At 71.2% G+C, this 15,764-nt stretch carries 14 protein-coding genes; 8 read left to right on the top strand and 6 right to left on the bottom strand.

Annotated features, from left to right (window positions below; genetic code table 11):
- The first annotated feature begins 273 nt into the window (after nt 1–273).
- Together ACFPFQ_RS33535 and ACFPFQ_RS33540 are read left to right on the top strand one after the other, a co-directional pair.
- Complete coding sequence (locus tag ACFPFQ_RS33535; protein ID WP_379626136.1) at nt 274–765, top strand: tautomerase family protein; 492 nt, start codon at nt 274–276, stop codon at nt 763–765.
- 89 nt (nt 766–854) lie between these two features.
- Nucleotides 855–1,829 carry a helix-turn-helix domain-containing protein gene (locus ACFPFQ_RS33540; protein WP_379626138.1) on the top strand — a complete coding sequence of 325 codons (975 nt, stop codon included), beginning with the start codon at nt 855–857 and terminating at the stop codon, nt 1,827–1,829.
- Nucleotides 1,830–1,851: 22 nt separating this feature from the next.
- On the opposite strand, the gene ACFPFQ_RS33545 is transcribed toward ACFPFQ_RS33540, so the two are convergent.
- Together ACFPFQ_RS33545 and ACFPFQ_RS33550 are read right to left on the bottom strand one after the other, a co-directional pair.
- Nucleotides 1,852–2,697, bottom strand: a complete 846-nt coding sequence (locus ACFPFQ_RS33545; RefSeq protein ID WP_379626140.1) for an LLM class flavin-dependent oxidoreductase — start codon at nt 2,695–2,697, stop codon at nt 1,852–1,854.
- A gap of 84 nt (nt 2,698–2,781) precedes the next feature.
- On the bottom strand, nt 2,782–3,516 hold the full coding sequence (locus tag ACFPFQ_RS33550) for an aspartate/glutamate racemase family protein (RefSeq protein ID WP_379626246.1): 735 nt from the start codon (nt 3,514–3,516) through the stop codon (nt 2,782–2,784).
- Between the two features lie 279 nt (nt 3,517–3,795).
- On the opposite strand from ACFPFQ_RS33550, the gene ACFPFQ_RS33555 reads away from it, so the two are divergent.
- The 5 genes from ACFPFQ_RS33555 to ACFPFQ_RS33575 all read left to right on the top strand — a co-directional run bounded on the left by ACFPFQ_RS33555 (nt 3,796) and on the right by ACFPFQ_RS33575 (nt 8,515).
- Complete coding sequence (locus ACFPFQ_RS33555) at nt 3,796–5,271, top strand: MFS transporter (RefSeq protein WP_379626142.1); 1,476 nt, start codon at nt 3,796–3,798, stop codon at nt 5,269–5,271.
- 39 nt (nt 5,272–5,310) lie between these two features.
- Nucleotides 5,311–6,213, top strand: a complete 903-nt coding sequence (locus ACFPFQ_RS33560) for an ABC transporter substrate-binding protein (protein WP_379626144.1) — start codon at nt 5,311–5,313, stop codon at nt 6,211–6,213.
- Entirely contained in the window at nt 6,210–7,190 is a 981-nt protein-coding gene (locus ACFPFQ_RS33565; protein ID WP_379626146.1) for an ornithine cyclodeaminase family protein, read from the top strand. The genes ACFPFQ_RS33560 and ACFPFQ_RS33565 overlap by 4 nt, the downstream gene beginning before the upstream one ends.
- 179 nt (nt 7,191–7,369) lie before the next feature.
- Nucleotides 7,370–8,041, top strand: a complete 672-nt coding sequence (locus ACFPFQ_RS33570; RefSeq protein WP_379626148.1) for a GntR family transcriptional regulator — start codon at nt 7,370–7,372, stop codon at nt 8,039–8,041.
- A gap of 174 nt (nt 8,042–8,215) precedes the next feature.
- Nucleotides 8,216–8,515, top strand: coding sequence for a WhiB family transcriptional regulator (locus ACFPFQ_RS33575; RefSeq protein ID WP_379626150.1), 300 nt, complete (start codon nt 8,216–8,218; stop codon nt 8,513–8,515).
- 115 nt (nt 8,516–8,630) lie between these two features.
- Here the strand turns inward: ACFPFQ_RS33575 and alc are convergent, their stop codons facing one another.
- The 4 genes from alc to ACFPFQ_RS33595 are packed head-to-tail and all read right to left on the bottom strand — an operon-like array spanning nt 8,631 to nt 13,827.
- Nucleotides 8,631–9,797: an allantoicase gene (gene alc, locus ACFPFQ_RS33580; protein ID WP_379626152.1), complete on the bottom strand. Its 1,167-nt coding sequence runs from the start codon at nt 9,795–9,797 to the stop codon at nt 8,631–8,633.
- Entirely contained in the window at nt 9,794–11,134 is a 1,341-nt protein-coding gene (gene allB / locus ACFPFQ_RS33585; protein WP_379626154.1) for an allantoinase AllB, read from the bottom strand. Before allB ends, alc begins: the two co-directional genes overlap by 4 nt.
- Before the next feature lie 51 nt (nt 11,135–11,185).
- Nucleotides 11,186–12,430: a DUF6986 family protein gene (locus ACFPFQ_RS33590; protein ID WP_379626248.1), complete on the bottom strand. Its 1,245-nt coding sequence runs from the start codon at nt 12,428–12,430 to the stop codon at nt 11,186–11,188.
- Entirely contained in the window at nt 12,430–13,827 is a 1,398-nt protein-coding gene (locus ACFPFQ_RS33595; RefSeq protein WP_379626156.1) for an NAD-dependent malic enzyme, read from the bottom strand. The genes ACFPFQ_RS33590 and ACFPFQ_RS33595 overlap by 1 nt, the downstream gene beginning before the upstream one ends.
- Before the next feature lie 430 nt (nt 13,828–14,257).
- Between ACFPFQ_RS33595 and ACFPFQ_RS33600 the strand changes: the two genes are divergently transcribed.
- Nucleotides 14,258–15,751 carry an MFS transporter gene (locus tag ACFPFQ_RS33600; RefSeq protein WP_379626158.1) on the top strand — a complete coding sequence of 498 codons (1,494 nt, stop codon included), beginning with the start codon at nt 14,258–14,260 and terminating at the stop codon, nt 15,749–15,751.
- Nucleotides 15,752–15,764: the final 13 nt, after the last annotated feature.

Here is a 15,764-nt window from a genome sequence, read left to right on the forward strand (position 1 = left end):
GTCGAGCCGCCCGGTGCTCAGGTCGACGGGACCGGAGGTGTGAGCGAGGTCGAGCGGCTTGATGTCGGTCCGGATCGGAGGTCGGGTCGTGCGGGCAGGGCCTTACAGGCCGCCCGCTCGGTCGTCGCGCGCACTTCCGTGGCGAGGGCCTTCCAGTTCCTGGCAGCCATGTTCATGACCCGGCCGGGTCCGGGCGGCGATCGTGGTTCCCGGCGGATTCGACCGTCACCACGCCCATCACCGCACGTCGACCCACCGAAGCGGAGACCCGTCATGCCACTCGTCGAGATCATCCACCCCACCGGCGCGTTCGACAGCGCGGCGAAGGAGAAGCTGCTCTCCTCGCTGTCCTCGGCGTGCCTGCGCTGGGAGGGCATCGCGATCACCGAGGCGTCCCGGTCGATCGCCTGGGCGTACCTGGACGAGCGGCCGGCCGCGTCCATCTCGGCAGGCGGCCGGCCGCTGCAGCAGCACGTCTACAAGGTCACCGTGAGCGTGATGGTCGGGTTCATGGACTACGCGCGCATCGAAGGGATGATCCGCGAGATCACCGATCTCGTCCTGGAGGCCGACGGGACCGAGGGCACCGGTGACGCCCGGGTGTTCGTGATCGTCAACGAGGTGCCGAGCGGGGTGTGGGGCGTCGACGGGAAGGTCTGGCCGACCGTGTTCACCGCCGAGGCACTCGACATCGAGCCGGAGCGGGTCAAGCGGATGGAGGCCGCCGTCGCGGACCGCCCGCGGCTCGACGTCACGCTGGTCTGACGCCCACGGCGCCACCGGGAGCTTCCCGCGGGCCTCCCGGTGGCGCACGCTGTGCGCGGTGCTGCTCGACGATGGGGAGAGGTGCGGCGATGGAGCCCGACCCGCTACCGCGCGAGGAGTGGTGCTCGCTCGAGTCGACGCCGCCGCAGAACCGCGAGGAGGTCTGGCAGGACGTCCTGTCCAGGACATTGATGCCGATGTCGGTCGGGCTGCCTGCCGGCGCCGAGCGCGGCTTCCGCGGTCGCGTCCGCCGTCAGTGGGTGGACGACCTGGCGCTCGTCGAGTGCTCGAGCGACCCGTTCCGCGGCCGCCGCGGCCGCGACCACCTCGCGGCCGACCACGGCGAGTACATCGCGGTCATCGTCGACGTCACCGGGCAGGAGTACGTCGGCCAGCGAGACGCCGTGGTCGACGTCCGGCCCGGCGGCGGGGTCGCACTCAGCGCCGGCGCCGCCATGCACTTCGAGGTCACCACCGCCTACCGCAAGCGCTGCCTCGTCCTCCCCAGCCGCGTGCTGCTGGACGCCACCGGTGTGGGCCCGCAGCTCGGCTGCGTGGAGCTGCGCCCGGACAACCCCGCCGTCGCGCTGCTCGACGGGTACCTCGCCACGCTGGCCAGGACGCTGCCGGGGATGTCAGGGCCGGCGCGCACCGCGGCCCGGCAGGCCGCGATCCAACTGGTGGCCGGGGCACTGCAGCCCGACCACGGCGGCTGGGTCACCGACCTCGCCGACCCGGCGCTGCGCGCGAGCATGGACGGCTGGATCGACCAGCACCTGCTCGACGCCGAGATCTCGCCGGGGGCGCTCGCCGCCGCGCACGCGGTGTCGGTGCGCACGGTCTACCGCCTGTTCGAGCGCAACGGCGACACCTTCCGGCAGGTGGTGCGCGCCCGCAGGCTCGACCGGGCCCGGCAGGAGCTCGCCGACGGGGACCGGCCGGTGGCCGCCATCGCAGCGCGCTGGGGATTCGCCGACGCCAGCCACTTCTCACGCAGCTTCAAGACCGCCTTCGGGATCTCCCCGCGGGACTTCCGGGCCTCCGCGGCGGCCGGGGCCCGGTGATGATCACCGCCGAGGTGGGCCGTCACCGGGACCCCGCGGCGGCGACCGGGCCGTCCCGCAGGACGCCGCGGACCTGGTCCACCGTCACGGAGTCCGGCGCGAACTCCGCCAGCCACCACGTGGCGCCCGCCTCGACGTACGGGGTCACGTCGGTGCCGGGCGGGAGGGCGACGGCGATGTCGTAGGGGGTCGTGTCATCCCGGCGGAGCTCGGTGATCGAGGCGACGACGGCGGCGACCTGGTCGGGGTGGTCGAGGTTGACCGGGAAGAAGCCGTCGTGCCGGGCCGCTCGGCGCAGGGGCTTGACGTTGCCCGGGAATCCCGCGGCCCACACCGGCACGCCGGGGCGCTGGACCGGCCGCGGCAGGAAGGTGACGCCGTCGACGGTGTGGTGGCGGCCCCGGTGGTGCACCGGCTCACCCGACCACGCGGCGGTGAGGATCTCCAGCGACTCGTCGAGCAGCCCGCCCCGCAGCCGATCATCGACTTCCTCGCCCGTCGCGCTGAACTCCGCGGCGAAGCGGTCGCTGCCGAGGCCGACGCCGAGCGTGAGCCGGCCGCCGCTGAGCCGGTCCAGCGTCGCGGTCTCCTTGGCGACCTTGGCCGGCCGGCGGCGGGCCAGCGGCGTGACCATGGGTCCGAACCGCAGGCGCTCGGTGGCGGTGGCGATCGCTGCCAGCGTGATCCACGGGTCGGCCACCTGCCGGACCGGTGCCCGCCAGCGCAGGTGATCCCAGACGAACACGCCGTGCCAGCCCGCCTCCTCCGCCTCGGCGGCGATCCGGGCCACCAGGACCGGGTCGGCGAGCTCGTCGAAGATCGGCAGCCAGAGCGCCGACCGCAGTCGTGGCGGGGTGTCATCGGTCATGACAGCAACGCTAGGGCGAGAGCTCCATGGTGAAAACCGATTGTCCGCGATCAAGTCGATCGCGATCAGCGATGACTGCGGCCATCAGATCCGCGCCGGTTGCGGGAGCGGCCAGCCGGCGACGTGCTTGGGCCGCGGCGGCGCATAGGTGCGCACCTTGCTGGTCGAGAGGCCGAGCGCGACGAGGCTCTCGGCGAGCTTCACCGCCGCGGTCACACCGTCCACGACCGGGACGCCCGTCATCGCGCGCACCGCCTCGTCGAGCCCGGCCATCCCGCCGCAGCCCAGGCAGATCACCTCGGCCCGATCCTCCCGCACGGCGAGCTCGGCCTCGCGGACGATCGTCTTGAGGGTGAGCTCCGGATCCTCCTCGAGCTGCAGCACCGAGAGCCCGCTCGATCGCACCGATGCGCAGCGGGCGTCGAGGCCGGCGAGCTTGAGCCGGTCCTCGATGAGGGGCACGGCCCGGTCCAGGGTGGTGACCACGGAGTACCTGTACCCGAGCAGGCCCGCGACGTGCCCGGCCGCCTCTGTGATGTCCACAACCGGCACGTCCAGCAGCTCCTGGAGGCCCTCTCGGCCGTGCTCACCGAAGCCCGCCTGGATCACCGCGTCGTACGGGCCGGTGTAGCGGGTGACGGCGTCCATCACCGCAACGGCGGCGAGGTAGCTCTCGAAGTTGCACTCGACCGAGTCGGCGCCGAACGTCGGCGTCAGCGGAACGATCTCCGTGTCCGGGCCGGCCACGGCCCGCGCCGATGCCGCGATCGCGTCGGTCATGGAAGCGGTCGTGTTGACGTTCACCAGCAGGATTCGCATGTTCACCCCGTCAGAGCCACCGTGGGTCTCCCGCGGAGAGCCGCCGGGAGCGAGATCCCTTCTGGTATACCACCCGTCGTGGCCACTTGGTATCCCATCTGAATGTATTCTTCGGCGTCCTTCCCTATCTTGCTGGCACAACCCCTTGACATGACCTCAAATGGTATACAAACTCTGCGTTGTCGCAGCCGCTCTGGCGCTCCGATGGAAGGCAACACCACCTCACGTGGCCGCTGGTCAGCGGCCGATCCCCCAGCAACTGGCAAGGGAAGGTGCGTCGTGGCAATTTCCGAACAAGATCGCCGCTCGATGTCCGAGGCGCCACCCCCCGCGCCTGCTCGCTTCCGGACGGTGGCCGCGGCGCTGGACTCGCTCCCGTTCACCCGCGCGCAGAAGTGGGTGATGGGCCTGGTCATGGCGGGCATGCTGTTCGACACCCTGCAGCAGGACGCGCCCGGTGCCATCGGCCCGGCGCTGAAGGAGGTCTTCGGCATCTCCAACGCCGGGCTGGTCACCGTCAACACCGTGACGGTCGTCGGTGGCCTGATCGGACGGCTCGTCGGTGGCTACCTCGCGGACCGCAAGGGGCGCCGGTACGCGCTGAGCCTCAACCTGCTCATCTACACCCTCGGCGGGGTCATCAGCGCCATCGCCCCCAACTTCGAGACGCTGGTCGCGAGCCGGCTGATCGTCGGTATCGGCCTCGGCGGCGAGTTCACCATCGGGCTGGCCATGATCTCCGAGATGGTGGCCACCAAGCGCCGCGGCACCGCCGTCGGCATCCTGGGGTTCGCCTCCGGCGGTATCGGCAACTTCCTCGCCTACGGCCTGTTCGTCGTGCTGCTCGGTCCGCTCAACGACCTGCTCGGTGGCGACCTGCACTCCTGGCGCTGGATGTTCGCCTTCCTCGCCATCCCGGCCGTGCTGGTCGTGATCTACCGTCGGTACCTGCCGGAGTCGCCCCGCTTCCTGGTCTCCACCGGACGCGTCCAGGAGGCGAACCGGGCACTGACCATCCTCGCGTCGGACGACATCCGCCACCGCCCCACGCCGCAGGAGGTGACCCGGTTCCTCGACGCCGACGCTGCCGCGCCGGTCGAAGCCGCGATCAGCCCTGTCGAGATCTTCAAGGGCAAGCTGCTCAACCGCACCGTCGCGATCGGCGCGGCGTCCTGGATGGCCTTCGGCGCGCAGGTCACCCTGCTCGCGCTGCTCCCGACCCTGCTGGTCTCCAAGGGCTACTCGATCTCCACCAGCCTGGTCTTCACGATGATCATGTATGCGGGCAGCATGTTCGGAGCGCTGGCCGCCGCGCTGGTGGCGGCCCGGCTCCCCCGGCGCACCACCGTCGCCGTGGCCGCGGTACTGGGCTGCGCATCGGCGATCTGCTTCGCCCTGTTCGCCGACGGTGCCGGACTGATCCTGCTGTTCGGATCGATCTTCCAGTTCTTCTCCCTGTTCCTGAACTCGACACTCGCGCTGTGGTCCCCCGAGCTCTACCCCACCCGGGTGCGGGCGCTGGGCACCTCGGTCGTCAACGGCATCGGCAACGTCGCAGGCGCGGTCATGCCGTTCGCCGCGGTGTTCATCTTCGAGCGGTCCGGCATCTCCGGGGTGTTCCTGATGATCGCCGTGATGTACACGCTGCTCGCCGTGGCCTGCCGGTTCGCGCCGGAGACCCTCGGGGTACCGCTGGAGGACATCAACGAGCTGGTCATCCTCGAGCCCCAGCCCCAGCCCACTCGCACCAGCTGACACTCACCGACCCCAACCTCACCGACGCGGAAGGACACCATGAAGAACCTTCGGATCAGCGCAACCGCCCACGGCATCAACTACCTGCCGGAGTACTACGCCCGGGAGCACGGGCTGTTCGCCGACGCCGGCCTCGACGTCACCGCCGAGCCGCGCAACCCGTGGGACGGTGTCATGCACGACCTCGCCGACGGCTCCGCCGACGTGGCGCTCGGCGGGCTGTGGGTGCCGGCGATGTACGCCCACCGCGGCCGTGACTTCGTCGCCTTCGCCCAGCTGAACAACCGCTTCCCCATGACCATCGTGACCCGCGAGCCCGTCGCGGACTTCGAATGGTCCTGGCTCGCCGGGCGCACCCTGCTCGTGCCCGGGCAGGGCGGCACCGCCCCCTACGAGTTCACGGCGGGCCTGATGCGCCGCGACGGCGCGGACCCGGCGCAGACCCGCTTCGGGCGGGACCTGTCCACCGCCATGCTCGTCGAGCTGTTCGTCAACGGGCTGGGTGACGCGATCGTGGCCGACCCCGGCACGGCCGCCACCCTCGTGCGCGCCGGACAGGGCCACGTCGCGGTCAGCCTCGCCGACGCCGGCGGCGTCATGCCCAACAGCGTCTACTACGTGCGGCGGGAGCGGCTCGACGAGCTCACCCCGCTGCTCGTGCCGTTCGCCCAGGCCATCCAGGACGCCACCGTGCAGGTAGCCGCATCGACCGCGGAGTCCCACATCGCCCTGATCGGCAAGGAGTGGCCCGACGCCGACACGGCCGCACTCGTCGACGCCACCGACTTCCTGATCAGCAGCGGCACCTGGACCGGGGTGGCGATCGCCCGCGAAGGGGTCGACAACTGGACGGGCGTCCTCCACGACGCCGGGCTGACCGTCGACCGGGTCGCCTACTCCGACATCGTCACGGACGCCATCTCGAAGGAAGTCTCGCCGTGACACTCCTGTTCAGCCGCGACGACGTCGTCGAGCTGCTGCCCTACAAGCACCTCATCGAAGCGGTGGAGGCGGCCCACATCGGGCTGGCCACCGGTGATGTCACGCAGCCGACCCGGTCGGTCCTCACAGTCCCCGGTGCGGAGACGGTGGTGCTGCCGATGATCGCGGCCTCGCCGAGCTCGTCGATCGCGGTCTGCAAGCTGCTCGTCGACCAGCCGCGCGACCCCGCGGCTCCGCGGCAGCGCTCCACGATCGTCGCGGTCGACCTCGACACCGGGGACTGCGCCGCGATGCTCGACGGTGCCGCCGTCACGCTGGTGCGCACGGCCGCGGCGTCCGCTGTGGCCACCCGGGCGCTGTCTCGGCCCGACGCGCACGTGCTGGGCATCCTCGGCGCCGGCCGGCAGGCGGCCGCCCACCTCGACGCGATCGCGGAGGTGCGTGACCTCACCGAGCTCGTGGTGTGGAACCGCACGTCGGAACGTGCGGAGCCGCTCCTGCGCAAGGCGCGGGACATGGGGCTCGAGACCACCATCCTCGACGACCCACGGGACGTGGTGGCGCGGGCCGACATCCTGTGCACCCTCACGCCCAGCGTCGATCCCCTCGTGTACGCGCGGGATCTGCATCCCGGCCTGCACATCAACGCGGTGGGTTCGCCGCCGCGGCCGCAGTACCGCGAGCTCGCGAGCGACGTCCTCGCGGCCGCCCGCCTCGTCGTGGACTCGGCCGCGGTCGCCGCGGTCGAGTCCGGCGCGGTCGCGATGGCCCTCGGGGACGGCAGCATCGACGAGCACGTCCCGCTGGTCGACCTCGGTGCGGTGCTGACCGGGCAGGCCGTCGGCCGATCCGGCGACCAGCAGGTCACCGTGTTCGTGTCGGTCGGGCTCGGCATCCAGGACCTCGCCGCCGTGTCGCTCATCCTCGAGACCGCACGTCAGCAGGGTCGCGGACACGACATCACCGACCGGCTGTGACCTCCGGGCCCCGCGGAGACCAGTCCCCCGCGGGGCCCGGAACACCACGCCACGAGATACCGCTCCCCCGCATCGCGTCACCTGCCCGTTCCCCACGTAATCTGGACCGCGACAGTGAAGTCCCGCGAACGCAGTTCGCCGCCCTTCACCTCGCAGCACTGCCGGAGGGAGGCACCGTCGTGAGCACCGCACGCCAGGAGACCGGCCCCTCGATGGCACAGTCGGCCTACCTGGCGATCCGTGAAGGCATCATCCACGGCACCTACCCCCCGAGCAGCCGCATCCGCGAACGCGAGCTCTCCGAAGACCTGCGCATGTCCCGCATCCCGATCCGGGAGGCGCTGCGCCAGCTCGAGGTCGAGGGCTTCGTCGCCACCTTCCCCAACCGCGGCGCGGTCGTGAGCCAGCTGACTCTCAAGGACGTCGCCGAGCTCTTCGATCTGCGCCTGTCCCTCGAGGTCCTCGCCGCCCGCCAGGCCGCCCAGGCCGTGGCCGAGGGACGCGCCGACGACACCCTGCGGCGCGTCGTCGCCGAGGCGCATCGCGCCACCACGGCCGGCGAGGCCGATGCGATCCGGCAGGCCAACACCGACTTCCACGCCGAGACCATCGCGATGACCGGCAACGCGCTCCTGATCGCCACCATGGCTCCACTGCTCGGACGCATCCGGTGGCTCTTCGCGCTCACGTCCGACCGCGACCCCCACGCCGAGTACGCCGAGCACGCCACCCTCTGCGACGCCATCTACAGCGGCAACCCCGAACTCGCCGGTGCGCTGGCCTTCGCCCACATCGAACACGGCCGAGCGCCGTCGCTGGCCGGCCTCGCCGACGTCCTCCCACCCTCCTGACCGGGGCCGCGCAACTCGCTGCACCGGATGGCAGGAGGGACGCCCTGCTGACGTTCACCGTCAGGAGGGACGCCCTGCTGACGTCCAGGGTGCGGTCGAACCGTTCGGCGGTGGGATGCGAATGCCGAGGCGACGGCTGTTTCCCCGCGGCCGCGGACGGAAGGTGGTGATGGCATGGCAGACGTTCGGAGGCTCCCGACCCCGGTCGCTGACCACTGGGAGTGGCAGTTGCGCGGCGCGTGCCGCGGCCTCGACGCCACCCTGTTCTTCCACCCGGCGAACGAACGGGGCACGGCCCGGGACCAGCGCGAGGTCCAGGCCAAGCTGATCTGTCGCACCTGCCCGGTCATGGACGAGTGCCGCCGCCACGCGCTCGCCGCGCACGAGCCCTACGGCGTGTGGGGCGGGCTGTCCGAGTCGGAGCGGACCAGCTTGATCCGGCAACGCACGCTCCGCACGGCCGGCACCCCCTGATCAACAGCCCACCCCTCGACCGCCGCGGTCCGTGGTTGCGCCGGATGGCAGGAGGGACGCCCTCCTGACGTTCACCGTCAGCAGGGACGCCCTCCTGACGTACCGGGAGCCACCGCTAGCCCAGCGCGGGGCCGCCGGCCAGGCGGTCGAGGACGTCGGACGGCAGCGTGGTGGAGCCGGTGAAGGGACGCCGGGACACGAGGTCGGTGGCGGCCGCCGCGGCCAGGTCGGCACCCGCGGCGAGGACCTGCACGGCGTGACCGGCGGGAAGCAGGTCGAGCCAGCGCGTGACCGCCGATCGATGCGCATCGGCGAGTAGCTCGCCGTGCACCCGCAGGCGCGCGAGCCCACCGTCGGGGAAGACGTCGAGCCGGACGTGGGTCACCGCAGCCGTGTCCGCGGCGTGGAAGAAGTGCCGGGTGTCGGGTTGCAGGCGCGTCCTCGCGACGATGTCGGTCCACGCACCGTCGTCGGCGAGGTCGTTGCTCGTGGCGTCGATCCCGCGCAGCGATGCCCAGCCCGGCGCGTTGCCGACGAAGTACGAGGTGTCGATCTCGACGCGGCGGATGCGACCCAGGCCCGCGAGCCGGACGGTGACGTGGTCGTTGCCGGGCTCGCGGCGGCGGGCGTTCTCCCAGCCGTCGCCCATGGAGGCGGCCCGGCCGGGCTGCAGGATCTGCGCGGGTGACGAGTAGAACATGTTGGAGCAGTCGACGACGTCAGCGCCGTTCTCGGCCGCGGCGAGGTCGATGGTGCCGTCCAGGAACCGCGGGTCCGGCACCGGCTCACCCCGCACGCGCAGCCGCGCCACCCCGCCGTCGGGGTAGATCGTGAGGCGCACGTGGGTCCAGCGGCGCCGGTCGGAGACGTCGAAGGGATTCTCCGTGTCGCCCTTGAGCGCGGACTTCGGCACGAGCGTCTCCCAGGACGCAGCCTCCAGGTCCTGGGGCGACACCGCACCGTCGACGCTCGTCGCCTCGATCGATGCGAACGGGGGGTAGTTCCCCTTGAACCAGGCGGTGTCGATCACCACCTCGTGCACGACGCCCGGGACCCCGAGCCGCACGATCGCGTAGTCGTACCCGTCCTCGCGCCGCCGCCGCGTCTCCCAGCCGTCGTAGACCTTGCCCTTGTGCCCGAAGTCCTCGGTGGAGAAGACCGCGGGCCCCGGCTTGATCAGGTTCTCGCGCTCGGCGAAGAGCTCGTCGTTGGCGTAGACGACGCTGCCCGCCAGCGCGCGCGACGCCAGGTCGGGAAGGCGGGTGAAGTCCTGCGGGGTCATGCTTCTCCTCTGCTCAGGAGCCGGCCACGCGGCTCGTCGGTGATGTCGATCGGCTCGCCGCGCAACCAGGTGCTCCGCACCACGCCGGTCAGGTGGTGCCCGGAGTACGGGGTCACGGCGTTCTTGTGGTGGAGCCGCCCGACGTCGACCACGAACGACTCGTCGGGCGCGAACACGCAGAAGTCGGCGGCACAGCCGACATCGATCCGTCCCTTGTGGACGAGTCCGGTCTGCCGGGCGGGCGCCTCGGCCATCCAGCGCACCACATCGGTCAGCGCATGCCCCCGCCGCCGGGCCTCCGTCCACACCGCGGGCAGTCCCACCTGCAGCGACGAGATCCCGCCCCATGCCTGCCCGAAGTCGCCGATGTCGAACTGCTTCAGGTCCGGCGTGCACGGCGAGTGGTCGGAGACGACGCAGTCGATCGTCCCGTCCGCCAGCCCCTCCCACAGCAGGTCACGGTTCGCCGACTCCCGGATCGGGGGACAGCACTTGAACTGCGTCGCGCCGTCGGCGATCTCCTCGGCGACGAGGGTGAGGTAGTGCGGGCAGGTCTCCACGGTCAGCCGCACGCCGTCCCGGCGGGCGGACCGGATCATGGGTAGCGCGTCCGAACTGGACAGGTGCAGGACGTGCACCCGGCAACCGGTCCAGCGGGCGAGCTCGATGAGCTGGGCGATGGCGAGGTTCTCCGCGCCGCGGGGCCGCGACGCCAGGAAGTCCTGGTAGCTCCGGCCGTGTGCCGGGGGCGCGTTGTCGATCGCGTGCGACTCCTCGGCGTGGACGATCATCAGCGCTTCCAGCGACCGGGCCTCGCGCACGGCCAGTTCCAGGTCGGCAGGCTCGAGGTGCGGGAACTCGTCGACGCCCGAGGGCAGCAGGAAGCACTTGAAGCCGAACACGCCGGCCTCGTGGAGGCCGCGCAGATCCGCCACGTTGCCCGGAACGGCCCCGCCCCAGAAGCCGACGTCGACGAACGTCTGTCCCGTCGCGGTCTTGCGCTTGACCTCGAGCGCGGCGACGTCCGTGGTCGGGGGGATGCTGTTGAGCGGCATGTCGATGATCGTGGTGACGCCACCTGCTGCCGCCGCGCGCGTGGCGCTCGCGAAGCCCTCCCATTCCGTGCGCCCCGGCTCGTTGACGTGCACGTGGCTGTCCACCAGTCCCGGGAGCAGCACCTCGTCGTCGTCGAGGGTGACCACGCGCGCCGCGGACAGCCCGGCGTCGTACGGCGCCAGTGTGACGATCCGCGCGTCGTGCACCCCCACGGAGTGCGCGCGCCCGCCGTCCGCCGTCAGTACGCGGCGGGCGCGTATCACCAGGTCGAGTTCAGGCATGTCGTCCCTCCGTCGTCGGGTCGCCGATGGCCTTCGGGGTGGCACCGCATCTCAGGCAACCGCGTCGCGCCGGACCAGCCGGTCGAGCGTGTCGCGGTCGATAGCGGACAGGTCGCGCAGCTCGGTCTCGTCGACCGCGCCGCAGTCGAGCCCGCGCGCGAGGTACGAGGCCATCGCCCGCGCGGTCGCGGGCTCGTCGAGGAAGCCCGAGTCCAACCGGGCGAGGTAGTTGCGCAGCCTGTCGGCGGCCTCGACCAGGCCCGCGCGGTAGAACGAGTAGACCGCGAGGTAGCGGCTGGGCAACTGGGCGGGATGCAGGTCCCAGCCCTGGTAGAAGCCGCGCTCGAGCGAGCGACGGACCAGGCGCCGGTGCAGCCGCCACGCCGCCCGTACCGCGTCCCGGTCACCGACCGGCAGCACGTTGGTCGACCCGTCCGACAACCGCACCCCCGTGCCGGCGGCCGCGACCTGCATCACCGCCTTGGCGTGGTCGGCCGCAGGGTGATCCATGCTCTGGAAGGCGGCGCTGATGCCGCATGCCGCCGAGTAGTCGTAGGTGCCGTAGTGCAGGGCGGTGCACCGCCCCGCCGCGGCGTGGATCATCCGCGCCACGAGAGCGGTGCCGTCGGCCCCGAGGATCGACTGGGGTGTCTCCACCTGGATCTCGAACCGCAGGCTGCGCTCGGTGTAGCCGCAGCCCCGCTCCAGCTGCTCGGTGAGGGTCACCATCGCCTCGACCTGCGCCACCGAGGTCACCTTCGGCAGCGTGACCACGAACCCGGCGGGCAGCGGCCCGAGCGCGTCCAGGAACAGCGCCAGCGTCCGCACGCCGCGGCGCCGCGTCGGCGCTTCCAGGCTCTTGAACCGGATCCCGCAGAACGGCGCTCCGTCGCCCGCAGCGACGGCCGCGGCGAGCGACGTCGCGGCGGCACGGGCTGCCCCGTCCTCCTCGGAGTCGGGCCGGTTGCCGTAGCCGTCCTCGAAGTCGATCCGCAGATCCTCGACGGGCTCGCGCAGCAGCTTGGCCCCGACCCGGTCGTAGACCTGCTTCACCGACACCTCGGGCAGGTCGAACGCGGCGGCGAGCTCGGCAGGCGTCGATCCGTGCTCGGCGAGCGCAGCCCGTGCCGCGCTGCCCCACTCGGTCACGGTGCCCGCCGTGTAGGCGTGTGCCGGCACGTAGACGGTGTGCACGGGCTGACGGCCCGGGGCGTCCCCGGGATGCGCGGTCGCCAGCTGCGCGTCGGCCCCGACCAACCGGTCGTCGACCTCGTCGGCGAGGCGCTCGACGTCGATCACGGCCGGGCCGTCGGGTTCGTCACCGCATCGCGCACCGCCGCGGCAACAGCCGGGGCGACCGCGGCGTCGAACACGCTGGGCACGATGTAGCTGGCGTTGAGCTCGGCCGGTGCGACGGCATCGGCGATGGCCGTCGCCGCGGCCAGCATCGCCTCGTCGGTGATCTGATGCGCGCCGGCATCGAGCATGCCCCGGAAGAAGCCGGGGAACGCGAGCACGTTGTTGATCTGGTTCGGGTAGTCCGACCGCCCGGTGGCCACGACCGCGGCATGGTCGCCTGCCGCGACCGGATCGACCTCCGGGTCCGGGTTGGCGAGGGCGAAGACGATCGCGCCGGGAGCCATGGTGGCGATGTCCGCGCCGGTCAGCAGGTCCGGCGCGGAGACGCCGATGAACACGTCGGCGCCCGGGAGCACCGACCGCAGCGACCCGGTCTCGCCCCGCGGATTGGTGTTCGCCGCGAGCCAGCCCCGGAACTGGTCGAGCCCCTGCTGTCCGGAGTGGACAGCCCCGTTGCGCCCGCAGGCCACGATCTCCCCGGCGCCCTGCGCCGCCAGCAGCTGGATGACCGCGTGCCCGGCGGCCCCGACACCGGACACGACGATCCGGACATCCTCGATCCGCTTGTCCACCACGCGCAACGCGTTGGTGAGCGCCGCCAGCACCACGATCGCCGTGCCGTGCTGGTCGTCGTGGAAGACCGGGATGTCGAGCAGCTCCCGGAGGCGGCGCTCGATCTCGAAGCAGCGCGGGGCGGCGATGTCCTCGAGGTTGATCCCGCCGTACACCGGCGCGATCGCGCGGACGATCTCCACGATCTGGTCGCTGTCCTGGGTGTCGAGACAGACCGGCCAGGCGTCCACCCCGGCGAACTGCTTGAACAGCGCGGCCTTGCCCTCCATCACCGGCAGCGCCGCGGCCGGCCCGATGTTCCCCAGGCCGAGCACGGCCGACCCGTCCGTCACGACCGCGACGGTGTTGCGCTTGATCGTGAGCCGGCGCGCGTCGGCCGGGTTGTCCGCGATCGCCTGGCAGACCCGGGCGACGCCGGGCGTGTACGCGCGTGACAGGTCGTCGCGGTGCTTGAGCGGCACCCGCGGTCGCACCTCCAGCTTGCCGCCCAGGTGCAGGAGGAAGGTGCGATCGCTGACCTTGCGGACCACGACCCCGGCCACCTCGCCGAGCGCCTTCTCGATGGCCGTGGCATGACCGGCGTCGACGGCGTCGCAGGTGACGTCGACGACGATCCGGTCCGCACGGGACTCCGCCACATCGAGGGCGGTGAGGGCGCCACCTGCATCGCCGACAGCGCGCGTCAACGCGGCCGTCGTGTGCGGCGAGGCAGGTGCCTCCACCCGTGCGGTGATCGAGTAGCCCGGACCGGGGATCGCCATCACTTCTCACCTGGCCTTTTCCGTATTGTGGAAATCTTCTTCCGTGATATGGAATCTATGATGGCACGGATCTCCGGTTCGAGAAAGTGCCTCGTGGCCACACGGCAGGCCGCTCGACCACGCGCCACCGGGGCTCGTGCGCCTCGAGGAGCATCGAGAGAGATGGTATACGATCTTTCAGTCCGGCGGACCGTCTCATTCCCCCTTTCGCCGGCCGGAACTCGGGCGATCCGGGACAAATCCCCAGCAGATACGCCGCTGGAGCACGGATCGCGGCGTCGAGACCGGGCCTATGAAGTTCTCCGCCTGACGTTGACTCGATCTCCGGTTTGGTATACAAACTTCGGCACCACCTGGCCACACGCCCGAAGCACTGGCGAGCAAGTCCGTGGTCGGTTCCCCTCGGAAGTGCACTCCTCAGGAGGCTCCAATGAGCTCGGATCACGTGCCAGGAGAATTGGCTGCATCGGGCGGTGCGGGCGCGGCCGTCACCGGCCGACCACCCGCCGCCACCGGCGGCCTGGCCGCCGCCATGGATCGGATCGGCTGGACCCGCGTCCACTGGGCGATCGCGCTCATGGTCCTGGCGGGCATGTTCTTCGATGCACTGGAACAGGACACGACGGGCGCCATCATCGAAGGCCTGAAGGCGAGCTTCGGGATGGACACGGCGGACCTCGCCTTCCTGAACACGATCATGATCGTCGGCGGCCTGGTGGGGCGCCTGGCCACCGGCTACCTCGCCGACCGCAAGGGTCGTCGCTACGCGCTCGCGTTCAACCTGCTGCTCTACACCTTGGGCGGGCTGCTCAGCGCGCTCGCGCCGAACGAGTTCTTCCTCCAGATCACCCGGTTCATCGTCGGCGTGGGACTCGGCGGCGAGTTCACGGTCGGCCTCACCCTCGTCGCGGAGATCGTGGCGACCAAGTACCGCGGCACGGTGGCGGCGTCGCTCAACATCGGTTCGGGCGGCGTGGGCAACTTCGTCGCGTTCGGACTGTTCTTCATCGTCCTGGGGCCGCTCAACGGCGTGCTCGGCGGTACGGACACGAGCTGGCGCTGGCTGTTCGTCATGCTCGCCCTGCCGGCCCTGCTCGTGGTCGTCATCCGCCGCTACATGCCCGAGTCCCCACGGTTCCTGCTGTCGAAGGGCCGCGTCCAGGAGGCGAACGCCGCCCTCACCGTGCTGGCATCGGGCCGCCTGACCCGGCACAACGCGCCGCTCGAGGTCACGACCTACGTCACCGAGGCCGACATCCCGGAGACAGCGCACCACAAGGTGCCGCTGCGAGCGCTCGCCACCCGGTCCTCGCTGCGCCGGACGGCTGCGATCGGGCTGGCGTCGTGGATGTCCTTCGGTGCGCAGATCACGCTGCTGGTGTTGATGCCGACGATCCTCGTCGCACAGGGATACAGCATCAGCGACAGCCTGGCCTTCACCATGGTGATGAACTTCGGCAGCCTGCTGGGCGCTTGCGCCTCCGCTTACCTCGCGGGCCGGGTGGGCCGCAAGGTGGTCACCATCGCGGCCGCCGTGCTCGGATGCGGTGCCGCGGTCGCGTTCGCCAGTTTCGCGAACGGGATCGCGCTCATCCTGGTATTCGGCGCCACCTTCCAGTTCTTCGCGCTCCTGCTCAACACCACGCTCGCCGCATGGTCACCGGAGATCTACCCCACCAACGTCCGGGCGCTGGGCACCTCCATCGCCAACGGCATCGGCAATGTCTCCGGCGCGGTGATGCCGCTGCTCGCCGTGCCCGTGTTCATGGCCTTCGGAGTCGGTGGCGTCTTCATCATGCTGGCGATCATGTACGTACTCCTCGCCGTTTCGGCCGGCTTCGCCCCGGAAACACTTCGCCGTTCGCTCGAGGACATCAACCCCGAGGACCGGGCGACCTCGCCCCTCACCGCCGATCACCGCTGACCAGGCTGCAATC

This window comes from Pseudonocardia sp. GCM10023141, from assembly GCF_042653605.1.